We start from the raw sequence: 16653 nt of genomic DNA on the forward strand, positions 1-16653 counted from the left end.
AGTCAGGACAGCAGCGCGAGGATCCCGCCGGCGAACATCTGGAACAGCCAGATGGCCACGAAGACGACGATGAACACGACGGTGAACCATCTGACGCCCTTCGTGAGACGGCGGCCGGGCGGCGCCACGCCTGGCGGCGGTCGAAGCAGCGCAGCAGGCGGGGTGAAGGGCACTGCGGTTCCCACGGTGGCGCCGGCCGACGATGACGTGACGGATGCCGCGGCCGCGGCATCCGTCGCCAGTCGTTCATCGCGCCAGCGCGACCATTGCGCGAATTTGTCTAGCAGCGCACCCACCACGGAGAACAGCCACGCCCAGGTTGCCGGATCCAGCGTGGAGAAGGACCGCTGGCCGTACAGGAACAGCCAGTCGTCGACGATCTCGACATCGAGCGCCGCCGCGTGGTCGATGAACCTCGCCATGATGTCGGGGGTGAACAGGTAGAGCGCATCGCGCTCGTAGCCGACCGGGCAGTACAGCGCGAAGTGCTCATTGAAGTCGCCCTCGAGTTCGAGCCGCTGCTTGCGGTCGAAGGCCGACGGGAGGTTCGATCCGAGGAACGAGTTGTTGCTGGTCGCGTCGAGCACGATGTTCGGCAGCGGCACGTCCAGCTTGACCGCGACATAGCCCCACTGGTGGGTGGTCTGGCTCTTGCCTGAGCCGGTCGAATACGAGTAGTTGCCGAACTCGACGAACCGCGGACGCTCGCCGCGGACGAGATCCGTCGCCTGGCGGGACTCGCCGAGGCCGAAGATCATTCCAGGCAGGCGGGGCGCCGCCACGTGCGGCAGATACGACATTCCGTTCGCCCGCGCGAATCGGTCGAGGCGGTACCAGCGCTCGCTCGTGCCGCTGAGGGCGCGGATGACACCGAACACGACCGCGACGGCGATCGCCGCCATGATGAGGAACGGCACGACCAGGAACACCGCCGCCGCGGGACCGCCCGTCTGTGCGCCGCCCGCGCTGAGAGCGATGACCGATCCGGCGATCGAGAGGAACGTCGTGCCGAACACGAACACGAAGACGACGATCACCAAGGCGGTGATGACTACGGCGATGCCGCCGAACGCCTGAGGCGCCCGACCTTCCTGCCGCAGCCGGCGCGCGTATGCGGTGACGGCCGCGCGGTCCACGGGCTCGGTGAGCGGGCGGGGATCCATGCGCCCAACGTAGCGGGGGACGCGCGATGGTTCGTGCAGGTGTCAGCGCCAGAATTCCGCGAGCGGCTCGGCGAGGGCTCTTCCCTGGTCGTACCCGGCGCGGGCAGCGGGCGCCCGCAGCGACGCATCCATCGCATTCTCACCGAACAGGGGCGCGGCGCCGCTGTCCGGGAAAATCGCCTCGACCCGGCTCCCCGCTGCGCGGAGGTCGTCGACCTGGGTGGCGAGATGGGTGCCCCACTCAGACGGATGCAGCGATCTGCCGCTCAGCGGCGACAGCACCAGCACCCGCCCGCAGCCGGCTGCCAGATCGGCGTTCTCTGCGTTGGAGCGGTAGCCGCCGTCGATATAGCGACCGTCGCCGATCCGGTAGGCGGATGCGCCGCCGGAGGTGCTGGCGGCGACGGCGTCCACCAGGTCGACGCCGCTGTGACGGTCGAACACGACAGGCTCACCGGTGCGGGCGTCGACGGCCGTGATGAAGATCGTCCGGTCCGGCCACTCCGGGCGGGGAAGGCGGGCGGCGACGATGTCGCGCCACCGTGCACTCCCGGAGCCGTCCGATGCCGCATCGTTCTCGAGCGTCATCGCACCCATGCGGCGGCGCATGTCGGCGGCGTCCGTCGAGGTCGCGATGATCGCGCGGAATCTCTCCAGATGGTCGGTCACCGGTATCGGGGCCGCGCGTCGGCGCTCGGGTTCACCCGCAGCGGGCCGCTGCGGAGGGACCGCGGCGATGGTCTCGGCATAGAGCTCACCCGGGGTCGCACCGGCGAGCTGAGCCGCGTTCGTCGATCCGGATGATGTGCCGATGGTCAGGTCGGCCGTGGTCACGTCGAGTCCGGCTTCGGCCAGGCCGGCGATGACGCCGATCACCCAGGCGTTGCCGGCCGATCCGCCGCCGCCGAGGACGAGCGCGCGCTCGGTGGGGTGCAGAGAGGAAGAAGGGGTGGTGTTCATGGGAGTCGCCTTTCGCGAATTGCCTGTCTGGCGCTCCCGGTGGCGACTACGTCAGTCGCGCGATCGTGGACTGCAGGGGAGCGCCCACTGTGGATACTGCCTTCATGGGACTCACCTCCTGTCAACGGTTCACGATCGCAGGAACGCTATCACGGCATGATCGAACCAGCGAGCGAAGGAGTGGCGCATGGAACCGAGGAACCCGGACGATCTCGAGGCGCTGCGCGCGGCATCCGATGTCCTCGGCATCGACGCGCTGCTGAGCGACGAGGAGCGGGCGGTGCGCGACCGGGTGCGCGGCTTCGTCGACGAGCGGATCCGGCCGTACATCGCTGACTGGTTCGACCGCGCCGTCTTCCCGGCTGATCTCGTTCCCGAACTCGGCGAACTGGGCGTGCTCGGGATGACCCTCGAGGGATACGGATGCCCCGGCCGCAGCGCCGTCGCGTACGGCCTCGCCGCGCTCGAGCTCGAGGCCGGCGACTCCGGGATCCGCACGTTCGTGTCGGTGCAGGGGTCGCTCGCGATGGGGTCGATCCATCGCTGGGGGACCGAGGCGCAGAAGCAGGAGTGGCTGCCGCGGATGGCGCGCGGCGAGGTCATCGGATGCTTCGGCCTGACCGAGCCCGACGCGGGCTCCGATCCCGCGAGCATGAAGACGTTCGCGCGGCGCGACGGCGCCGACTGGGTGCTGAGCGGCTCGAAGCGGTGGATCGGGCTGGCGTCGATCGCGCAGGTCGCCGTGATCTGGGCCCAGACCGAGGGCGGCATCCGCGGATTCCTCGTCCCGACCGACGCGCCGGGCTTCCGCGCGACGGTGATCGAGCCGAAGCTGTCGATGCGCGCTTCGATCCAGTGCGAGCTGCACTTCGATGGGGTGCGGCTGCCGGCCGCGGCCCTGCTGCCCGGGGCGGAGGGGCTGCGCGGGCCATTCTCCGGGTTGAGTGAAGCGCGCTACGGAATCGTGTGGGGGGCGCTCGGTGCCGGGCGGGACAGCTTCGAGGCGGCCCTGCGGTACTCGCTGTCGCGGGAGCAGTTCGGCCGGCCGATCGCGGGGTTCCAGCTCACCCAGCAGAAGCTCGTCGACATGGCCGTGGAGCTGCAGAAGGGGGCGCTCCTTGCGCTGCATCTCGGCCGCCTCAAGGACCAGGGGCGGCTCCGGCCGGAGCAGATCTCGCTCGGCAAGCTCAACAACGTGCGGGAGGCCATCGCGATCGCGCGCGAGGCGCGGACCATCCTCGGCGGCAACGGCATCCTCATCGAGAACAGCCCGATCCGGCATGCCGCGAACCTCGAGTCGGTGCGGACATATGAGGGCACCGACGAGGTGCACACCCTCATCCTCGGGCAGCACCTGACCGGCATCCCGGCGTTCCGCTGAGCTCGCCTCGGACCTCTCGACCGGACGGGTTGTTCACACGCACAACTGACCGGTTTGGCGCCGCGGGTAGGGTGATTCGAGCGAAGCGCGCGGTCCCACCGAGGGCACCACAACGGAGTGCGCGGTGGGAGAGTTTCGACATGCCTGGTCTGATCGCTGATCTCGGCGGCTACGCGCTGCGGCAGCCGCGCGAGTACGGCCGCCTCCGCCGCATCCGCGAGCGCATCTACACGGTCCTCGCGCCGCTGCGCGCCGAGGTGCTGCGCTCCGACGAGCCCATCCCGTTCGCCGACCTCGACCGCGGGGCCTTCCGCCCGCTCCGCAACGGCGCCGCGTGGGGCGCCAAGTTCGACTGCGCCTGGCTGCGCATCACCGGCGACGTGCCCGCGGGCGCGGCTGATGCTGTCGCGATGCTCGGCATCCGCGGCGAGGGACTCATCTACTCCGCGGCCGGCGAGGTGCTCGATTCGGTCAGCACGGTATGGATCCAGGGCGACCTGCCGCACAGCGGCGGCCAGCACCGGCCCGTGCACGGCGTCGACACGAGCACCGGGCACATCGAGTTCTACGCCGACGTCGCCTACAACGGCTGGCTGCTCTACGACTTCGGCAAGGCCAAGTTCCACGACGCGCATCTCGCCCGCCGCGACGACGCGGTGTTCGACCTCTACTACGACTACCTCACGCTCGCGGTGCTCGCCGATGCCACCCAAGACGCCGCGCTCGCCGCTGAGCTGAACGCCGCCCTGCGGGTGGCGTACGGTCGCTTCACTGCGGGCGACGCCCAGGCCGCGCGGGACGCACTCGCGGGGCCGCTGGCCGCGGCATCCGATAGCGACTTCGTCTACAGCGCCGTCGGCCATGGCCACCTCGACATGGCCTGGCTGTGGCCGCTGCGCGAGACGCGCCGCAAGGCCGCGCGCACGTACGCGAACGCCCTCAAGAACATCGACCGCACGGATGACTACATCTACGGCACGAGCCAGCCGCAGCAGATGCAGTGGATGAAGCAGGAGCATCCCGCCCTCTTCGAGCGGATGAAGGATGCCGTCGCCGCCGGCCGGATGGAACTCCAGGGTGCGTTCTGGGTAGAGCCCGACACCAACCTGCCGAGCGGGGAGTCGCTGGTGCGCCAGGCCCTGCACGGGCGGCGGTTCCTCGAGGAGGAGTTCGGGCTCGACCGCGAGGCCATGCGGATCTGCTGGCTGCCCGACACGTTCGGGTACAACGGCAACCTGCCGCAGATCCTGCGCAAGAGCGGGATGGACTGGTTCCAGACGATCAAGCTGTCGTGGAACAAGGTCAACGTGTTCCCGCATCGCACCTTCCACTGGCAGGGCATCGACGGGTCGACCGTGCTCGTGCACATGCCCCCGGAGGGCGACTACAACAGCCGCGCCGCGGCCGATGGCCTCCTCAAGGGCGTGCAGCGGTATCCCGAGCGCGATCTCGAATCGGCGCTGCTCGTCTACGGCGCGGGCGACGGCGGCGGGGGGCCGGGCGAGGTGCACCTCGAGCTCACCCGGCGTGAGCAGAACCTCCGCGGGCTGCCGCGCGTCGAGTACTCGACGGCCGACCGCTTCTTCCGCGCGCTCGAGCTGCAGGAGATCACGCACACCCACGTCGGCGAGCTGTACCTCGAGACGCACCAGGGCACGTACACGACCCAGGGCGCGATCAAGAAGTACAACCGGCTCGTGGAGCGCAAGCTGCACAACGCCGAGGCGCTCGCCGCGCTGACCGGTGGCGGCACCGAGGCGCTCGACGCGCACTGGAAGGTGCTGCTGCTCAACCAGTTCCACGACATCATTCCGGGTTCGTCGATCACCAGGGTCAATACCGAGGCCGTGGAGGCGTACCAGTCGGTGGACGCCGAACTCGATGCGCACATCGCCGACCTGGTGGCTGAGCTGCCGGCCGGGCAGGGTCGCTCCGCGATCAACCTCACCGGCTTCGCGCGACGCGAGCTCGTCGCCGTCGACGGCGAGTGGCTGCAGGCCGACGTCGGTCCTTACTCCGCCGCACCCCTGACGCCCGCTGCCGCGTTCGATTCACTCGCGACCACCGCCGACACGATCACCAATGGCATCCTCACTCTGCAGTTCGACGCCACCGGCGAGATCATCTCGTGCACGGATGCGAGCGGCACGGAGCATGCTGGGGCGGGCCTGAACCGCCTCGTCGTGTTCGAGGACCCGTTTCAGTTCCCCTTCGACGCGTGGGACATCGATCAGGGCTACCGCGAGAAGAAGTCGCAGACGCTCACCGTCAGCGAGGTCCGCACGAGCATCGACGGGGCGCGGGTGGTGCGTCACCACGCATACCGCGCGCCGAAGGTCACGATCCACCAGCGCGTGATCCTGGAGGCGGGCAGCCCGGTGGTGCGATTCGAGACGCACGTCGATTGGCATGAGAAGCATCGGATGCTGCGCGCCGAGTTCTTCCCGACCCACTACGGCCCCGAAGCGCTGTGCGAGATCCAGTTCGGCCACATCGGACGGCCGACGACCGAGCGCGATTCGGTCGAGAAGGCCCAGTTCGAGATCTGCGCGCACAAGTGGATCGCGGTGCAGGACGACGAGGCGGGCTTCGCTCTGCTCAACGACAGCAAGTACGGCCATCGGGCGAAGGACGGCCTGCTGAGCCTGAACCTGCTGCGCGCGCCGACGTTCCCCGACAAGACGGCGGACCGCGGCACCCACGAGTTCACCTACGCCTTCATGCCGTTCGCGCCGGGCGACCTCGCCACCGTGATCGCCGAGGGCTATCGACTCAACAATCCGCTGCTCGTGGCCGACGGCGCCCTGTTCGAGACCGCGGCCGCAACGACCGGCGACGCCGTGATCGTCGAGACCCTCAAGCCCGCCGAGGACGGGAGCGGCATCATCGTGCGGCTCTACGAAAGCCTCGGCCGTCCCGCCTCGACGGCGCTCCGCACCACCATCGCGCACACGCGAGCGACGGAGACCGACCTCATGGAGCTGCCGATCAGCGAGACCGCCGTCGACCTCGCGAACCTCGAGTTCGGGCCGTTCGAGATCAAGACGATCCTGTTGGAGACCCCCCGATGACCGACACCGTGACGCTGACGCCGCCGACGCTCACACCGCGCACCCAGCGCACGTCGATCGTGGTCGCCGGCTTCGGGCAGAACATCGTGCTCACCACGGTGACGACGTTCATCCTCGTGTACCTGATTCAGTACGCCCACATCAGCGTGCAGGGTCTGGCCGTGGTCACCGCGATCATCACGGTCGCGAAGCTGGTCGACGCGGTGAGCGACCCCGTCATGGGCAGCCTCGTCGATATGACGCGGACGCGGTGGGGCAAGATGCGGCCGTACATCCTCTTCTCGGCCGCGCCCGTCGCCGTGCTGTCGACGCTCCTCTTCGCGATCCCGGATGTCTCGGAGGCGGGAAAGCTCGTCTTCTTCGGCGTCTGCTACTTCCTGTGGGGGTTCGCGTACACGATCTGCGACGTGCCCTTCTGGGGCCTGATCGGGTCGGCCTTCCCGGATTCGACCGAGCGCACCGGCGTGATCTCCCACGTGCGCGCGTTCGGCGCGATCGCGCTCGGTCTTGCCACGCTCGGGATGCCGTGGCTCGCGCTCGCCTTCAGCTTCAACGGTGAGACCACGGCCACGGGCTGGACGATCGCGGTGGCTGTGGCATCTGTCGTCGGCATGGGCATGTTCCTCCTGGCGTTCTTCAACACGCGCGAGAAGGCACAGGGCGAGCGCGAGCGGCTGTCCTTCAAGGAGCTGTTCGGCACGCTCTTCAAGAACACGCCCCTGCTGATGGTGCTGCTGGGTTCAGTCCTGGGATTCGGGCGCTACATCGTGCAGGCCGGCGGCGCGGTGTTCGTCGTGATCGCCTACGGGAACGCGGCGTACTTCACCCTGATCGGCGCGGCCATCATCGTCGGCATGGTGCTCTCGTCGTTCCTCACCCCGCTGCTGCTCAGGCGGCTGAGCGGCAAGTCGCTCATCCTCTGGAGCTCGCTCGCCGGGGCTGTCTTCTACGTCGCGATGTACCTCGTCGGATTCGCCAGCATCATCGCGATCATGATCTTCATCTTCCTGACCGGGCTCACGCTCGGGGTGTTCCTCGTTGTGCAGACCACGATGCTCGCCGACGCGGTCGACGACGTCGAGCGCCGCACCGGAGTGCGCAACGACGGCATCTCGTTCTCGACGCTGACGTTCGTCTCGAAGGTCATGAACGCCCTCGCCGTGCTCGTGTTCGGCGCCTTCGTGGTGATCGCGGGCTACCAAGCCGGGGTCACGGTCACCCCGCAGATGCAGAACACCGTGTTCATCGCGATCACCCTCGTGCCGGCGCTGAGCTGCCTGGTGTCGGCCGTGCCGTTCCTCTTCTACAAGGTCGGCAAGCCCGCCGCGGTGTGAGCGCCCGGAGCATCCCGATTCGGCCGGGAACCAGGCATCCGCTAGACTGTCAAGGTTGTCCGGTTGCGACTCTGTTCGCGTAAGCCCGTGACGACGTGCACACACCCTCCTGCTGCCGGGAAATGCCCGACAGCCGTTCTAGTCCGAAGGAGGTGGGTTAGTGACGCACCAGTACGAACTCATGGTCATTCTGAGCCCCGAGATCGATGAGCGCACGGTTGCCCCGAGCCTCGACAAGTTCCTGAAGGTCATCACAACTGATGGTGGCTCGATCGACAAGGTCGACATCTGGGGCAAGCGCCGTCTCGCGTACGAGATCCAGAAGAAGACCGAAGGCATCTACGCCGTCGTCAACTTCACCGCGACGAGCGCCGCCACCAACGAGCTCGACCGTCAGCTGAACCTCAGCGAGCTGGTCATGCGCACCAAGGTGCTCCGTGCGGAAGAGGCCATCGCGATGGTCGCCGCCGAGGCCGAGCGCTCCGCCGAGAAGGCCGCCCGCAAGGCTGCCCGCCCCGCGAAGCCCGCCAAGCAGGACGCGTAACGATCATGGCCGGCGAGACGATCATCACTGTGGTGGGAAACCTCACGGCTGATCCCGAGCTGCGCTACACGCAGGCCGGACTCCCCGTCGCGAACTTCACCATCGCGTCGACCCCGCGCAACTTCGACCGTCAGGCGAACGAGTGGAAGGACGGCGAAGCGCTGTTCCTCCGCGCGAGCGTCTGGCGCGAGTTCGCCGAGCACGTCGCAGGCTCACTGACGAAGGGCTCCCGCGTCATCGCGACCGGTCGCCTCAAGCAGCGCTCCTACGAGACGCGCGAGGGCGAGAAGCGCACTGCCATCGAGCTGGAGGTCGACGAGATCGGCCCCTCGCTGCGCTACGCCACCGCACAGGTGACGCGTGCCGCGGGTGGCAGCTCCGGCGGCGGTCAGTCTCGTGCCCAGGTTGCGGACGAGCCGTGGTCGACCCCCGGGTCATCCACCGGCGGTGGCGCGGACGCCTGGAGCACTCCTGGCACCGCCTACGGCGACGACACCCCGTTCTAACGAATTCCGGATGCCTCGGCATCCGATCTCTCTTCAAGTAAAGGAAAACCATGGCTGGAAAGTCGAGCGGCGACCGCCGCAAGCCGCGGAAGGGCGGCAAGACCGCCGCTCCCGCGAAGCCGACCCGCGTCGGCGTCATTGACTACAAGGACGTCGCCACGCTTCGCAAGTTCATCTCGGAGCGTGGGAAGATCCGCGCCCGTCGCATCACCGGTGTCAACGTGCAGGAGCAGCGTCTCATCGCTCGCGCAATCAAGAACGCGCGCGAGATGGCGCTTCTGCCCTACGCCGGCGCCGGCAGGTAGGGACTGGATATGTCGAAGCTGATTCTCACGAACGAGGTCGCCGGGCTGGGCTCAGCCGGTGACGTGGTCGAGGTCAAGGACGGGTACGCCCGCAACTACCTCATCCCCCAGGGATTCGCTGTCACGTGGTCACGTGGCGGCGAGAAGCAGGTCGCGTCGATTCGCGCAGCCCGCGAGTCCCGCGCCATCCACGACCACGAAGAGGCCGTCGCGCTCAAGGACGCCCTCGAGTCGAACAAGGTCAAGCTGCCGGTCAAGGCCGGCGCTGAAGGCCGCCTGTTCGGCTCGGTCAAGACCGAGGCCATCGCCAACGCCGTCAAGGCTGCGGGTCTCGGTGACCTGGACAAGCGCAAGATCCACATCACCTCGCCGATCAAGTCGGTGGGCGAGCACGAGGCCACGGTCCGTCTGCGCGACGACCTGACCGCCGTGATCACCCTGCAGGTGGTTGCCGCGAAGTAGTTCCTATTCGGTCCCTGAGCTTGTCGAAGGGGTCGAAGCAACGGATGCCGCAGACCTTCGGGTCTGCGGCATCCGTCGTTTTTCGGCCCCAAGATAGTCGCTGCAGGGGTGCGTGTACAGTGCCGAATCGCTAACGGGGAAAGCCTCTTCGGAGTTGTGCTTTCCACGGATCTGTGCACAGGTAGGCGCGATCGGCGAAACCTTCAACGATTACTTCAACCCCGTTGTCCTCCACACCCCTGTTAGCCTAATAACCCCAGGTCAGCATACGAATAATCAGGCGAAACGAACCCGAAACACGACGTTGTCCACAGGTGTTGTGCACAGGGTACCCGGCGTTTCGCGCAGGCATTCCACAGAGTTATCCACAGGCTCAGTTGCGGTGGCGATGCCCCCTATCTAGCGTGGGGTGCGGCCCCCCGGGGAGCCTCGATGCCAAGGTCGGATGTCGGGGGTGGGTGCTCTCCTGAGAGCAGGAGGAACGGATGCCGCGGCATCCGTCGATCTGCGCTCATGCGCGCCTGCCCGAACCTCCGCGACCGCCCGAGAACGCCCGATGTACGACCCGAAGGACTTGCCTATGTCGATCGCCGACATCTCCGAAGAGCGCATGGGCGGACCCCGCGAGCACGAGCGCACCCCGCCTCACGACCTGCTGGCGGAGCAGAGCGCACTCGGCGGCATGCTGCTGTCGAAGGACGCCGTGGCCGACGTCATCGAGACGTTGCGCGGCACGGACTTCTACATCCCGAAGCACGAGCTGATCTTCGAGGCGATCCTCTCGCTGTACTCGCACGGCGAGCCCACCGACGTGGTCGCGGTCACCGACGAGCTCATCAAGACCGGCGAGCTCCAGCGTGCCGGCGGCGCCGACTACCTGCACACCCTCACCTCGATCGTGCCGACGGCGGCGAACGCCGGCTACTACGGCACGATCGTCGCCGAGCGCGCGCTGCTGCGCCGTCTGGTCGAGGCCGGCACCCGCATCGTGCAGATGGGCTATTCCGGTCAGGGCGAGGCGCTCGACCTGGTTAACAACGCCCAGGCGGAGATCTACGGCGTCACCGGCGCCGATGCGGCCGAAGACTACGTCCCCCTCACGATCGCCGTCGACGCTGCCGTTGATGAGATCGAGGCGGCGCGCGGTCGCGATGGGCAGATGACCGGCGTCCCCACCGGCTTCGCGCAGCTCGACCAGCTCACCAACGGGCTGCACCCGGGACAGTTGATCATCATCGCCGCCCGCCCTGCGCTCGGAAAGTCGACGCTCGCGCTCGACTTCGCGCGCGCGGCATCCATCAAGCACGACCTGCCCACGATCTTCTTCTCCCTGGAAATGGGGCGCAGCGAGATCGCCATGCGCCTGATGTCGGCCGAGGCATCGGTGCCGCTGCAGGCCATGCGCAAGGGCACGCTCGATTCGCGCGACTGGACGACGATCGCCTCCGTGCGCGGACGCATCAACGACGCCCCGTTGTATATCGACGACAGCCCGAACATGACGCTCGTCGAGATCCGCGCGAAGTGCCGCCGGCTCAAGCAGCGGGTCGGGCTCAAGATGGTGGTCATCGACTACCTCCAGCTCATGACTTCGGGCAAGCGCGTGGAATCGAGGCAGCAGGAGGTCAGCGAGTTCTCGCGTGCCCTGAAGCTGCTCGCGAAGGAGATCGGTGTTCCGGTCATCGCGCTGTCGCAGCTGAACCGTGGTCCGGAGCAGCGTGCCGACAAGAAGCCCGCACTCTCCGACCTGCGTGAATCGGGTTCGCTCGAGCAGGACGCCGACATGGTGATCCTGCTGCACCGCGAGGCCGCGTACGAGAAGGAGAACCCCCGCGCCGGCGAGGCCGACCTCATCGTCGCCAAGCACCGCAACGGGCCCACCGACACCGTGACGGTGGCGTTCCAGGGTCACTTCTCGCGCTTCACCGACATGGCGGTCGGGCTCTAGCTCACTTGTTTTTGTAGGGATTCTTTGAAATGTCCATTTCGCGGCTAAATGGCCACGTGATGTCCATATGGACATTTCGCCCCTGACCGGGCGCAGTCGTCGACCTCGATGAAACGGGGCAAGCCATGCCTGGGCGGTGCTCAGCGCCTCGGGATGCCTGCTGCGTTTGGCGGGCCTAAGTGCGACTTGTGTCGCGGGCGGGTCCTACGGGAATCTCGGCGGGCAGCCAGCGCCCCTTGCGATCGTGCCCGGTCTGCCCGGCCCAGAGCCGTTCCCTCAGGTGCGGCAGCCGGTCACTGAGGAGTCCGTCTACGAACAAGCGCCGTCGCGCTCGAGGACCCGCTCGAGGGAACAGCCCTTTGCGGTGGTCGCATCGGACGCGAGGATGATGTGATGGAGCCCGTGGACCCCGCCGTCGAGACGCTGAACGCGTATGAGGAGCACGCGACGCAGTACGTCGATCGCACGTCCAACGCTCGGTCGCCCCTTGTCGATGACCTGATCGGGCTGACCGCGGCCGGGGATCGTGTGCTCGAGTTGGGTACCGGTCCCGGTAGGGACGCCGTGGCGCTGGAGGCTGCCGGGCTGATCGTCGACCGGACGGACGGTGCGGCCGCGTTCGTCGAAAGACTCAATGCGGCCGGTCATGCCGCTCGGGTGTTGAAACTCGACGCGCGCGACTTCGGCGGACCGTATGACGCGGTGTTCGCGAACGCGGTCCTTCTGCATGTGCCCCGTGCGCGGCTGGCAGGTGTGCTTGAGGTGGCGCGTCGAGCAACGCGAGCGGGCGGCGTGCTTGTGGCGTCGTTCAAGAAGGGTGAGGGCGAGGGCTGGTCGAGCCAAAAGCTGGACGCCCGAAGGCACTTCACCTACTGGCAGGAAGACGCCCTAGAAGCCGTGGTCCGCGACGCAGGGTGGACGCCGCTCAAGATCGTTGACTCCACCCAGCCGACATCGGCGGAGAAGTGGATCACCGTCCTCGCACGCCACGAACTGGCCCGCTGAGGGCCGTTCAGTGCGCCGTCGGTAGCGAGGAACCGTTTGTCGCATCGGTAGGGTGGCCGAATGTCGGACGAACGACAGAATGCAATGGGGCGCCGCGAGATCATCGCGGCCTACATCGAGGTGCTGGGTCGACTCGCAGAACTGGTTGAGGTCTGCTCGGCTGTGCAGGGTGACGGTCAGGAGCTGCGGGGCGCGGTGCAGCGAACGTTTGGATTAAGTCCGATCGCGGCTGAATCGGTACTTGCAATGCAGGTCAGACGTTTCACGCCGCAAGAGCGGCAAAAGATCCGGGATGAGCTGGCCGACATCGACCAATGGCTAGAGCGGAACACCGGCTCGTAGTCCCAGCGGGACGGCGCGCAAGCCGACCGGGATACGGCGCCTAGGGGTCGCTCACGCGCCGGTTGCAGCCAGTAGCCTGCCGAGATGAYCGATACTGAGCTCGAGGTGACCCCCGACGTCGTCAGAGAGTGGACGCGCCGAGCGTTCGATGAGGGGCGGGAAGCCGACGAGCGAGTCGAGACCAAGCCGTGGGGCTTCACGATCTCGCGGCAGTCCCGGGTCTATCTCGACACGGGCGACGTGCTGACGATGCTCATCGGCAGCGGGCCGTACATCGTCGATGGCGAGACTGGAGAGGTCTGGGCGACGGGCTCTGACCCGATCTCTCACTCCGGGGATGAGCGCACAATCGGGTACGCGAACCTCCACGACAGGCAGACCTTCCAGCGCTGGCGCCGGGGGCGGATACCCGGTGTCGCCAACGTGCTCGACACGATCGATCCCGATGGCGCGGATGCCCGCCTGCTGCAGTGCCACGCCCGGTGGGGCTACCTGGAGAAGCCGTTCTCCCGCGACGGGCAGTTCGGGTGGTCCGACATGGAGACGGGCCAGTACATCGAGCCGAAGGGGGAGCGGTGGGCATTCCGGTCCTGGAGCCGCGGCACGTCGACGGACATAGCGGTGTTCAGCCACCGAGACGACGCGCTACGAGCGTTGATGATCGATCTCGCGCGGCCGGGAGCCGGCGGGCGCTCGTTCGCGCCGAGGAACCAGCCTGTGGGGGTCTCGGTCCTGGACATCGGCGAGCGGCCGGCTCTGCGCTGGGACGACCGTGAGGCCTTGTTCTCTGTCCGCTCCTGGGGCCGGGACTCATTTCTGCCGTTCGTGCGCGCGTMGCTCGCGGATATTGCGGCGTCGTTTGCCTCTCCGACGGGAGTACCGCTCCTGACCTACGTCACGCGCGCCGACCAGGGGCACTTAGGTCGCGCCGACTGACCGGTCTCCGGGCGGCGGGTGATAGCCGTGACATCAAACGGTGACGCTGGCACGATGGCGGTATGGCGCGGGCGTGGCAGGTGATCCTCGGTGGATTGCGGTGGGGCGCCTTGCTCTGCGTCGTCGGGGGCGGATTGATGTTCGTTGCCGGAATGCTGACCGACTTCAGATCCCTCGCTGGCACCGGCTTCCTATTGGCGGGCGGAGTCTCTCTGTTGGTCGGCGCCGTGTACTGCGGTGTGTTCGCCGCCGACGAGAGCCGCTATCGCCGCACGCGGCGCGAGGACTCGGCCCGAGCCTGAGGCTCGGGCCGTCACTGTGGGCTGACCATGCGCCGCTCGAGCAGAACTGTCGTGGTCGACGATCCGCTTGCGAGCGAGGCTCAGTGCCCTTTTCAACGCGGGCTTCGTGTAGGAATTCGCAAATTATCGTGGTCTGCGAAGGTACTGACCGCCGCAAACCAACGCGGATTCCCGGTCGTTTCCCGCAAGGTCGATCAGGAACCTGCATCACTTGTTTTGTAGGTCTTTTTTGAAGTTGTCCACTTTCGCGGATGACTCGTCCACGCGATGTCCATATGGACATTTCGCCCCCTGACTGGGCGCAATCGTCCTCATGTGGACGAGGCAGATTTCGACCGATCTCTCCCGGCCCACGCAGATTGTCGCCTGAGAGGATGAGCGGATGATCCAGAGTCCGCAGACGATCCAGGTGACCCGCGACGGCAGCTCGAGCGAGGCCACTGTCGCGTGGCGATACGAGTCGGGGTCGTGGGTGGTCGAGATCACCTCACCCGAGTTCGCTTCCATTTCAGCGCGTGAGAACGACGCCTTCGAGGCGCTGTGCGTGATCCGGGAGCAGCTGGAGCCGCTGGGGTGGCGGATAGGCGTGGCTGGCGCACAGCCAGACGTCTGGCCCAGTGGCATGGCCCGCGATCAAGGCGGCGGTCTGAGCGCCTACCGCTTCGCACCTGAAGGAGTCGAGAGCGTCGTTGACACCTTCGCGCCCGTCGACCCTGCGACAGTGACAACGGTCGCAGAGCAACGGGCCAAGGTCGACCGGCTCATAGGCTGAGCCCATTCATCCCTTGCCGCTCGTGAACTGACGACTCGTATGTCGATCCAGGATGGACCCATGCCCGACGACGCAACCGCTGATCTCATCCGCGCGCTGATCGAGAACATGAGAGGAGACGGCGACGATTGGTCATCGCTGGCGATGGTCATCGACCTCAGCGGAGGCCGGGTCAGCGGAACGCACGGCTACACCTACTCGCCCGCCGGCACGGCCTCGGCGGTCGCATCGCGCCCGTCGGGGATCAAGCCCGCCGTGGACGCGCTGCGCGAGAGCAACTACAAGCCGGGGCAGGAACCGCCGCTGAAGATCCTCGTGCAGTTCGATCGCGACTCTGGAAGGTACGACCTGACGTTCGAGGATGACGACGCGTCACGCTGGAAGGTGACCCCGGCGAGCATCGACCAGCTCAGCGCGGAGCTTCGCCCGGACTTCGGCTCGTTCACGGGCACATGACGCCCACTGCACGCCGGGTGAACGGGTACGGGCGGCACATGGGAGGACCAACGGGAATGCCGGTCTCGGCTGCTCCGTTGCAGTTCCCGACCTGTCGAACCCAAAGGGAGCCCCGATGGCCACACCCACCACACCTGGCGTGCGAGACACCACTGCCGCTCCGGTCGTCGCGCCGTCAGCGCCAAAGCCGCCGTCCGTGCACATCCGCGCGGCCATCACGTGGCTGGCGATCTTCCCGCTCGTCGCGATCGGCATGCTGCTCATCGGACCCATCTCCGTCGACTGGCACCCGGTCGCGCGAGCCTTCGTGCTCACCCTCATCGTCGTACCCCTCGCGGTGTACCTTGTCGTCCCCCAGCTGATGCGTGCGTACGGCGCGATCCGCGCACGAATGGCCCGCTGACATCATCGCGCGCCTGCGGTTTGATCACCCAGCCAGTCCCACGAGAACGAAAGCGACTATCGCGCAGGCAAAGATCACCGGGCCGCTCGGAGAGCGACCCTCTCGCGAGCGTCAAAGAAACGCGCCTACTGCCCACGACCTAGGTCGGGATCTCAAGCCAAGGTTGGCGGTAGTGCCGAAGGCCTTCGGCCAACAGCGTGGACAGGTCTGCGAAACTGATCCTCAGACTCACTGCAGCGATGATGACCGGAGAACCGAACAGACGGTTGTTCGCGATGGCAGCAATGCGGGGCAGTCCACGCAGGCGTGTCACGTAGAGCCCCGGATCGCGGACGCCGATGACGACCAACGGCGTGCCGGCGATGCTCAGTTCCGAAACCTGGGTCACATCTGCCCAGAGCACCCGCGCGACCGCCGTGAGGGAACTGGTGTCCTCGAACCCGGTCTCGTCCACGACGAGACCCGGACCAGCTTTGAGGAGAACGACGATCCAGCCGATCCCGAATCCGACGAACGTCACGACACCAACGGTGCCGATGATCAGCGTGAGAGCAGATCCCTCGGCGATGATCGCAAGAGAAGCCGCGACGAAGAGCGCACATCCCAGGAGGCCAGCCAGGCTCTTGGCTCGGCTACGTGCAACCACCGCCTGCATGGCGCCATTCTGCATGAGAACCACCGCCCGCACGACCGGCGCTCGAGCGCACGCTACCTCGAGCCGTTGGTGCGGAGCGTATTGTGCACGCATGAACGCTGAGCGCCG

The 16653-nt window shown here is 67.1% G+C and carries 18 protein-coding genes; 15 read left to right on the forward strand and 3 right to left on the reverse strand.

The genetic code is table 11. The features are described from left to right. Positions 1-2: 2 nt before the first annotated feature. The gene (locus AC1DVT_RS00105; protein WP_477385461.1) at positions 3-1163 is read right to left on the reverse strand and encodes a hypothetical protein; all 1161 of its coding nucleotides are present in this window, start codon (positions 1161-1163) and stop codon (positions 3-5) included. 42 nt (positions 1164-1205) lie between these two features. Next, the gene (locus AC1DVT_RS00110) at positions 1206-2123 is read right to left on the reverse strand and encodes a patatin-like phospholipase family protein (protein WP_477385463.1); all 918 of its coding nucleotides are present in this window, start codon (positions 2121-2123) and stop codon (positions 1206-1208) included. A 187-nt stretch (positions 2124-2310) separates the two neighbouring features. Between AC1DVT_RS00110 and AC1DVT_RS00115 the strand changes: the two genes are divergently transcribed. The 15 genes from AC1DVT_RS00115 to AC1DVT_RS00185 all read left to right on the forward strand — a co-directional run bounded on the left by AC1DVT_RS00115 (position 2311) and on the right by AC1DVT_RS00185 (position 15890). Continuing rightward, a complete protein-coding gene (locus AC1DVT_RS00115) occupies positions 2311-3504 on the forward strand; it encodes an acyl-CoA dehydrogenase family protein (protein ID WP_477385465.1) in 1194 nt (397 codons plus the stop codon). Between the two features lie 140 nt (positions 3505-3644). Continuing rightward, positions 3645-6575, forward strand: coding sequence for an alpha-mannosidase (locus AC1DVT_RS00120; protein WP_477385467.1), 2931 nt, complete (start codon positions 3645-3647; stop codon positions 6573-6575). Continuing rightward, the gene (locus AC1DVT_RS00125) at positions 6572-7909 is read left to right on the forward strand and encodes an MFS transporter (RefSeq protein ID WP_477385469.1); all 1338 of its coding nucleotides are present in this window, start codon (positions 6572-6574) and stop codon (positions 7907-7909) included. The genes AC1DVT_RS00120 and AC1DVT_RS00125 overlap by 4 nt, the downstream gene beginning before the upstream one ends. 160 nt (positions 7910-8069) lie before the next feature. Continuing rightward, positions 8070-8453, forward strand: a complete 384-nt coding sequence (gene rpsF, locus AC1DVT_RS00130) for a 30S ribosomal protein S6 (protein WP_477385471.1) — start codon at positions 8070-8072, stop codon at positions 8451-8453. 5 nt (positions 8454-8458) lie between these two features. Next, positions 8459-8959 (forward strand): single-stranded DNA-binding protein, encoded by a 501-nt coding sequence (locus AC1DVT_RS00135; protein ID WP_457099753.1) that lies wholly within the window; start codon positions 8459-8461, stop codon positions 8957-8959. Between the two features lie 50 nt (positions 8960-9009). Beyond that, positions 9010-9264: a 30S ribosomal protein S18 gene (gene rpsR / locus AC1DVT_RS00140; RefSeq protein ID WP_457099752.1), complete on the forward strand. Its 255-nt coding sequence runs from the start codon at positions 9010-9012 to the stop codon at positions 9262-9264. A gap of 9 nt (positions 9265-9273) precedes the next feature. Further along, positions 9274-9726 (forward strand): 50S ribosomal protein L9, encoded by a 453-nt coding sequence (gene rplI, locus AC1DVT_RS00145; protein ID WP_457099751.1) that lies wholly within the window; start codon positions 9274-9276, stop codon positions 9724-9726. 580 nt (positions 9727-10306) lie between these two features. Next, positions 10307-11674 (forward strand): replicative DNA helicase, encoded by a 1368-nt coding sequence (dnaB, locus tag AC1DVT_RS00150; protein ID WP_457099750.1) that lies wholly within the window; start codon positions 10307-10309, stop codon positions 11672-11674. A gap of 393 nt (positions 11675-12067) precedes the next feature. Then, the gene (locus AC1DVT_RS00155; RefSeq protein ID WP_477385474.1) at positions 12068-12679 is read left to right on the forward strand and encodes a class I SAM-dependent methyltransferase; all 612 of its coding nucleotides are present in this window, start codon (positions 12068-12070) and stop codon (positions 12677-12679) included. 60 nt (positions 12680-12739) lie between these two features. Continuing rightward, positions 12740-13021, forward strand: a complete 282-nt coding sequence (locus AC1DVT_RS00160) for a hypothetical protein (RefSeq protein ID WP_457099739.1) — start codon at positions 12740-12742, stop codon at positions 13019-13021. Positions 13022-13105: 84 nt separating this feature from the next. Further along, a complete protein-coding gene (locus AC1DVT_RS00165; protein WP_477385476.1) occupies positions 13106-13957 on the forward strand; it encodes a hypothetical protein in 852 nt (283 codons plus the stop codon). A 62-nt stretch (positions 13958-14019) separates the two neighbouring features. Further along, a complete protein-coding gene (locus AC1DVT_RS00170; protein ID WP_477385478.1) occupies positions 14020-14259 on the forward strand; it encodes a hypothetical protein in 240 nt (79 codons plus the stop codon). Between the two features lie 382 nt (positions 14260-14641). Further along, positions 14642-15031 carry a hypothetical protein gene (locus tag AC1DVT_RS00175; RefSeq protein ID WP_477385479.1) on the forward strand — a complete coding sequence of 130 codons (390 nt, stop codon included), beginning with the start codon at positions 14642-14644 and terminating at the stop codon, positions 15029-15031. Positions 15032-15091: 60 nt separating this feature from the next. Then, on the forward strand, positions 15092-15487 hold the full coding sequence (locus AC1DVT_RS00180; protein ID WP_477385480.1) for a hypothetical protein: 396 nt from the start codon (positions 15092-15094) through the stop codon (positions 15485-15487). 115 nt (positions 15488-15602) lie between these two features. Beyond that, complete coding sequence (locus AC1DVT_RS00185; protein WP_477385482.1) at positions 15603-15890, forward strand: putative antibiotic biosynthesis monooxygenase; 288 nt, start codon at positions 15603-15605, stop codon at positions 15888-15890. Positions 15891-16029: 139 nt separating this feature from the next. On the opposite strand, the gene AC1DVT_RS00190 is transcribed toward AC1DVT_RS00185, so the two are convergent. Beyond that, the gene (locus AC1DVT_RS00190) at positions 16030-16545 is read right to left on the reverse strand and encodes an STM3941 family protein (RefSeq protein WP_477385484.1); all 516 of its coding nucleotides are present in this window, start codon (positions 16543-16545) and stop codon (positions 16030-16032) included. Positions 16546-16653 lie beyond the last annotated feature (108 nt).

It is taken from the genome of Microbacterium sp. P2_F9 (genome assembly GCF_056403635.1).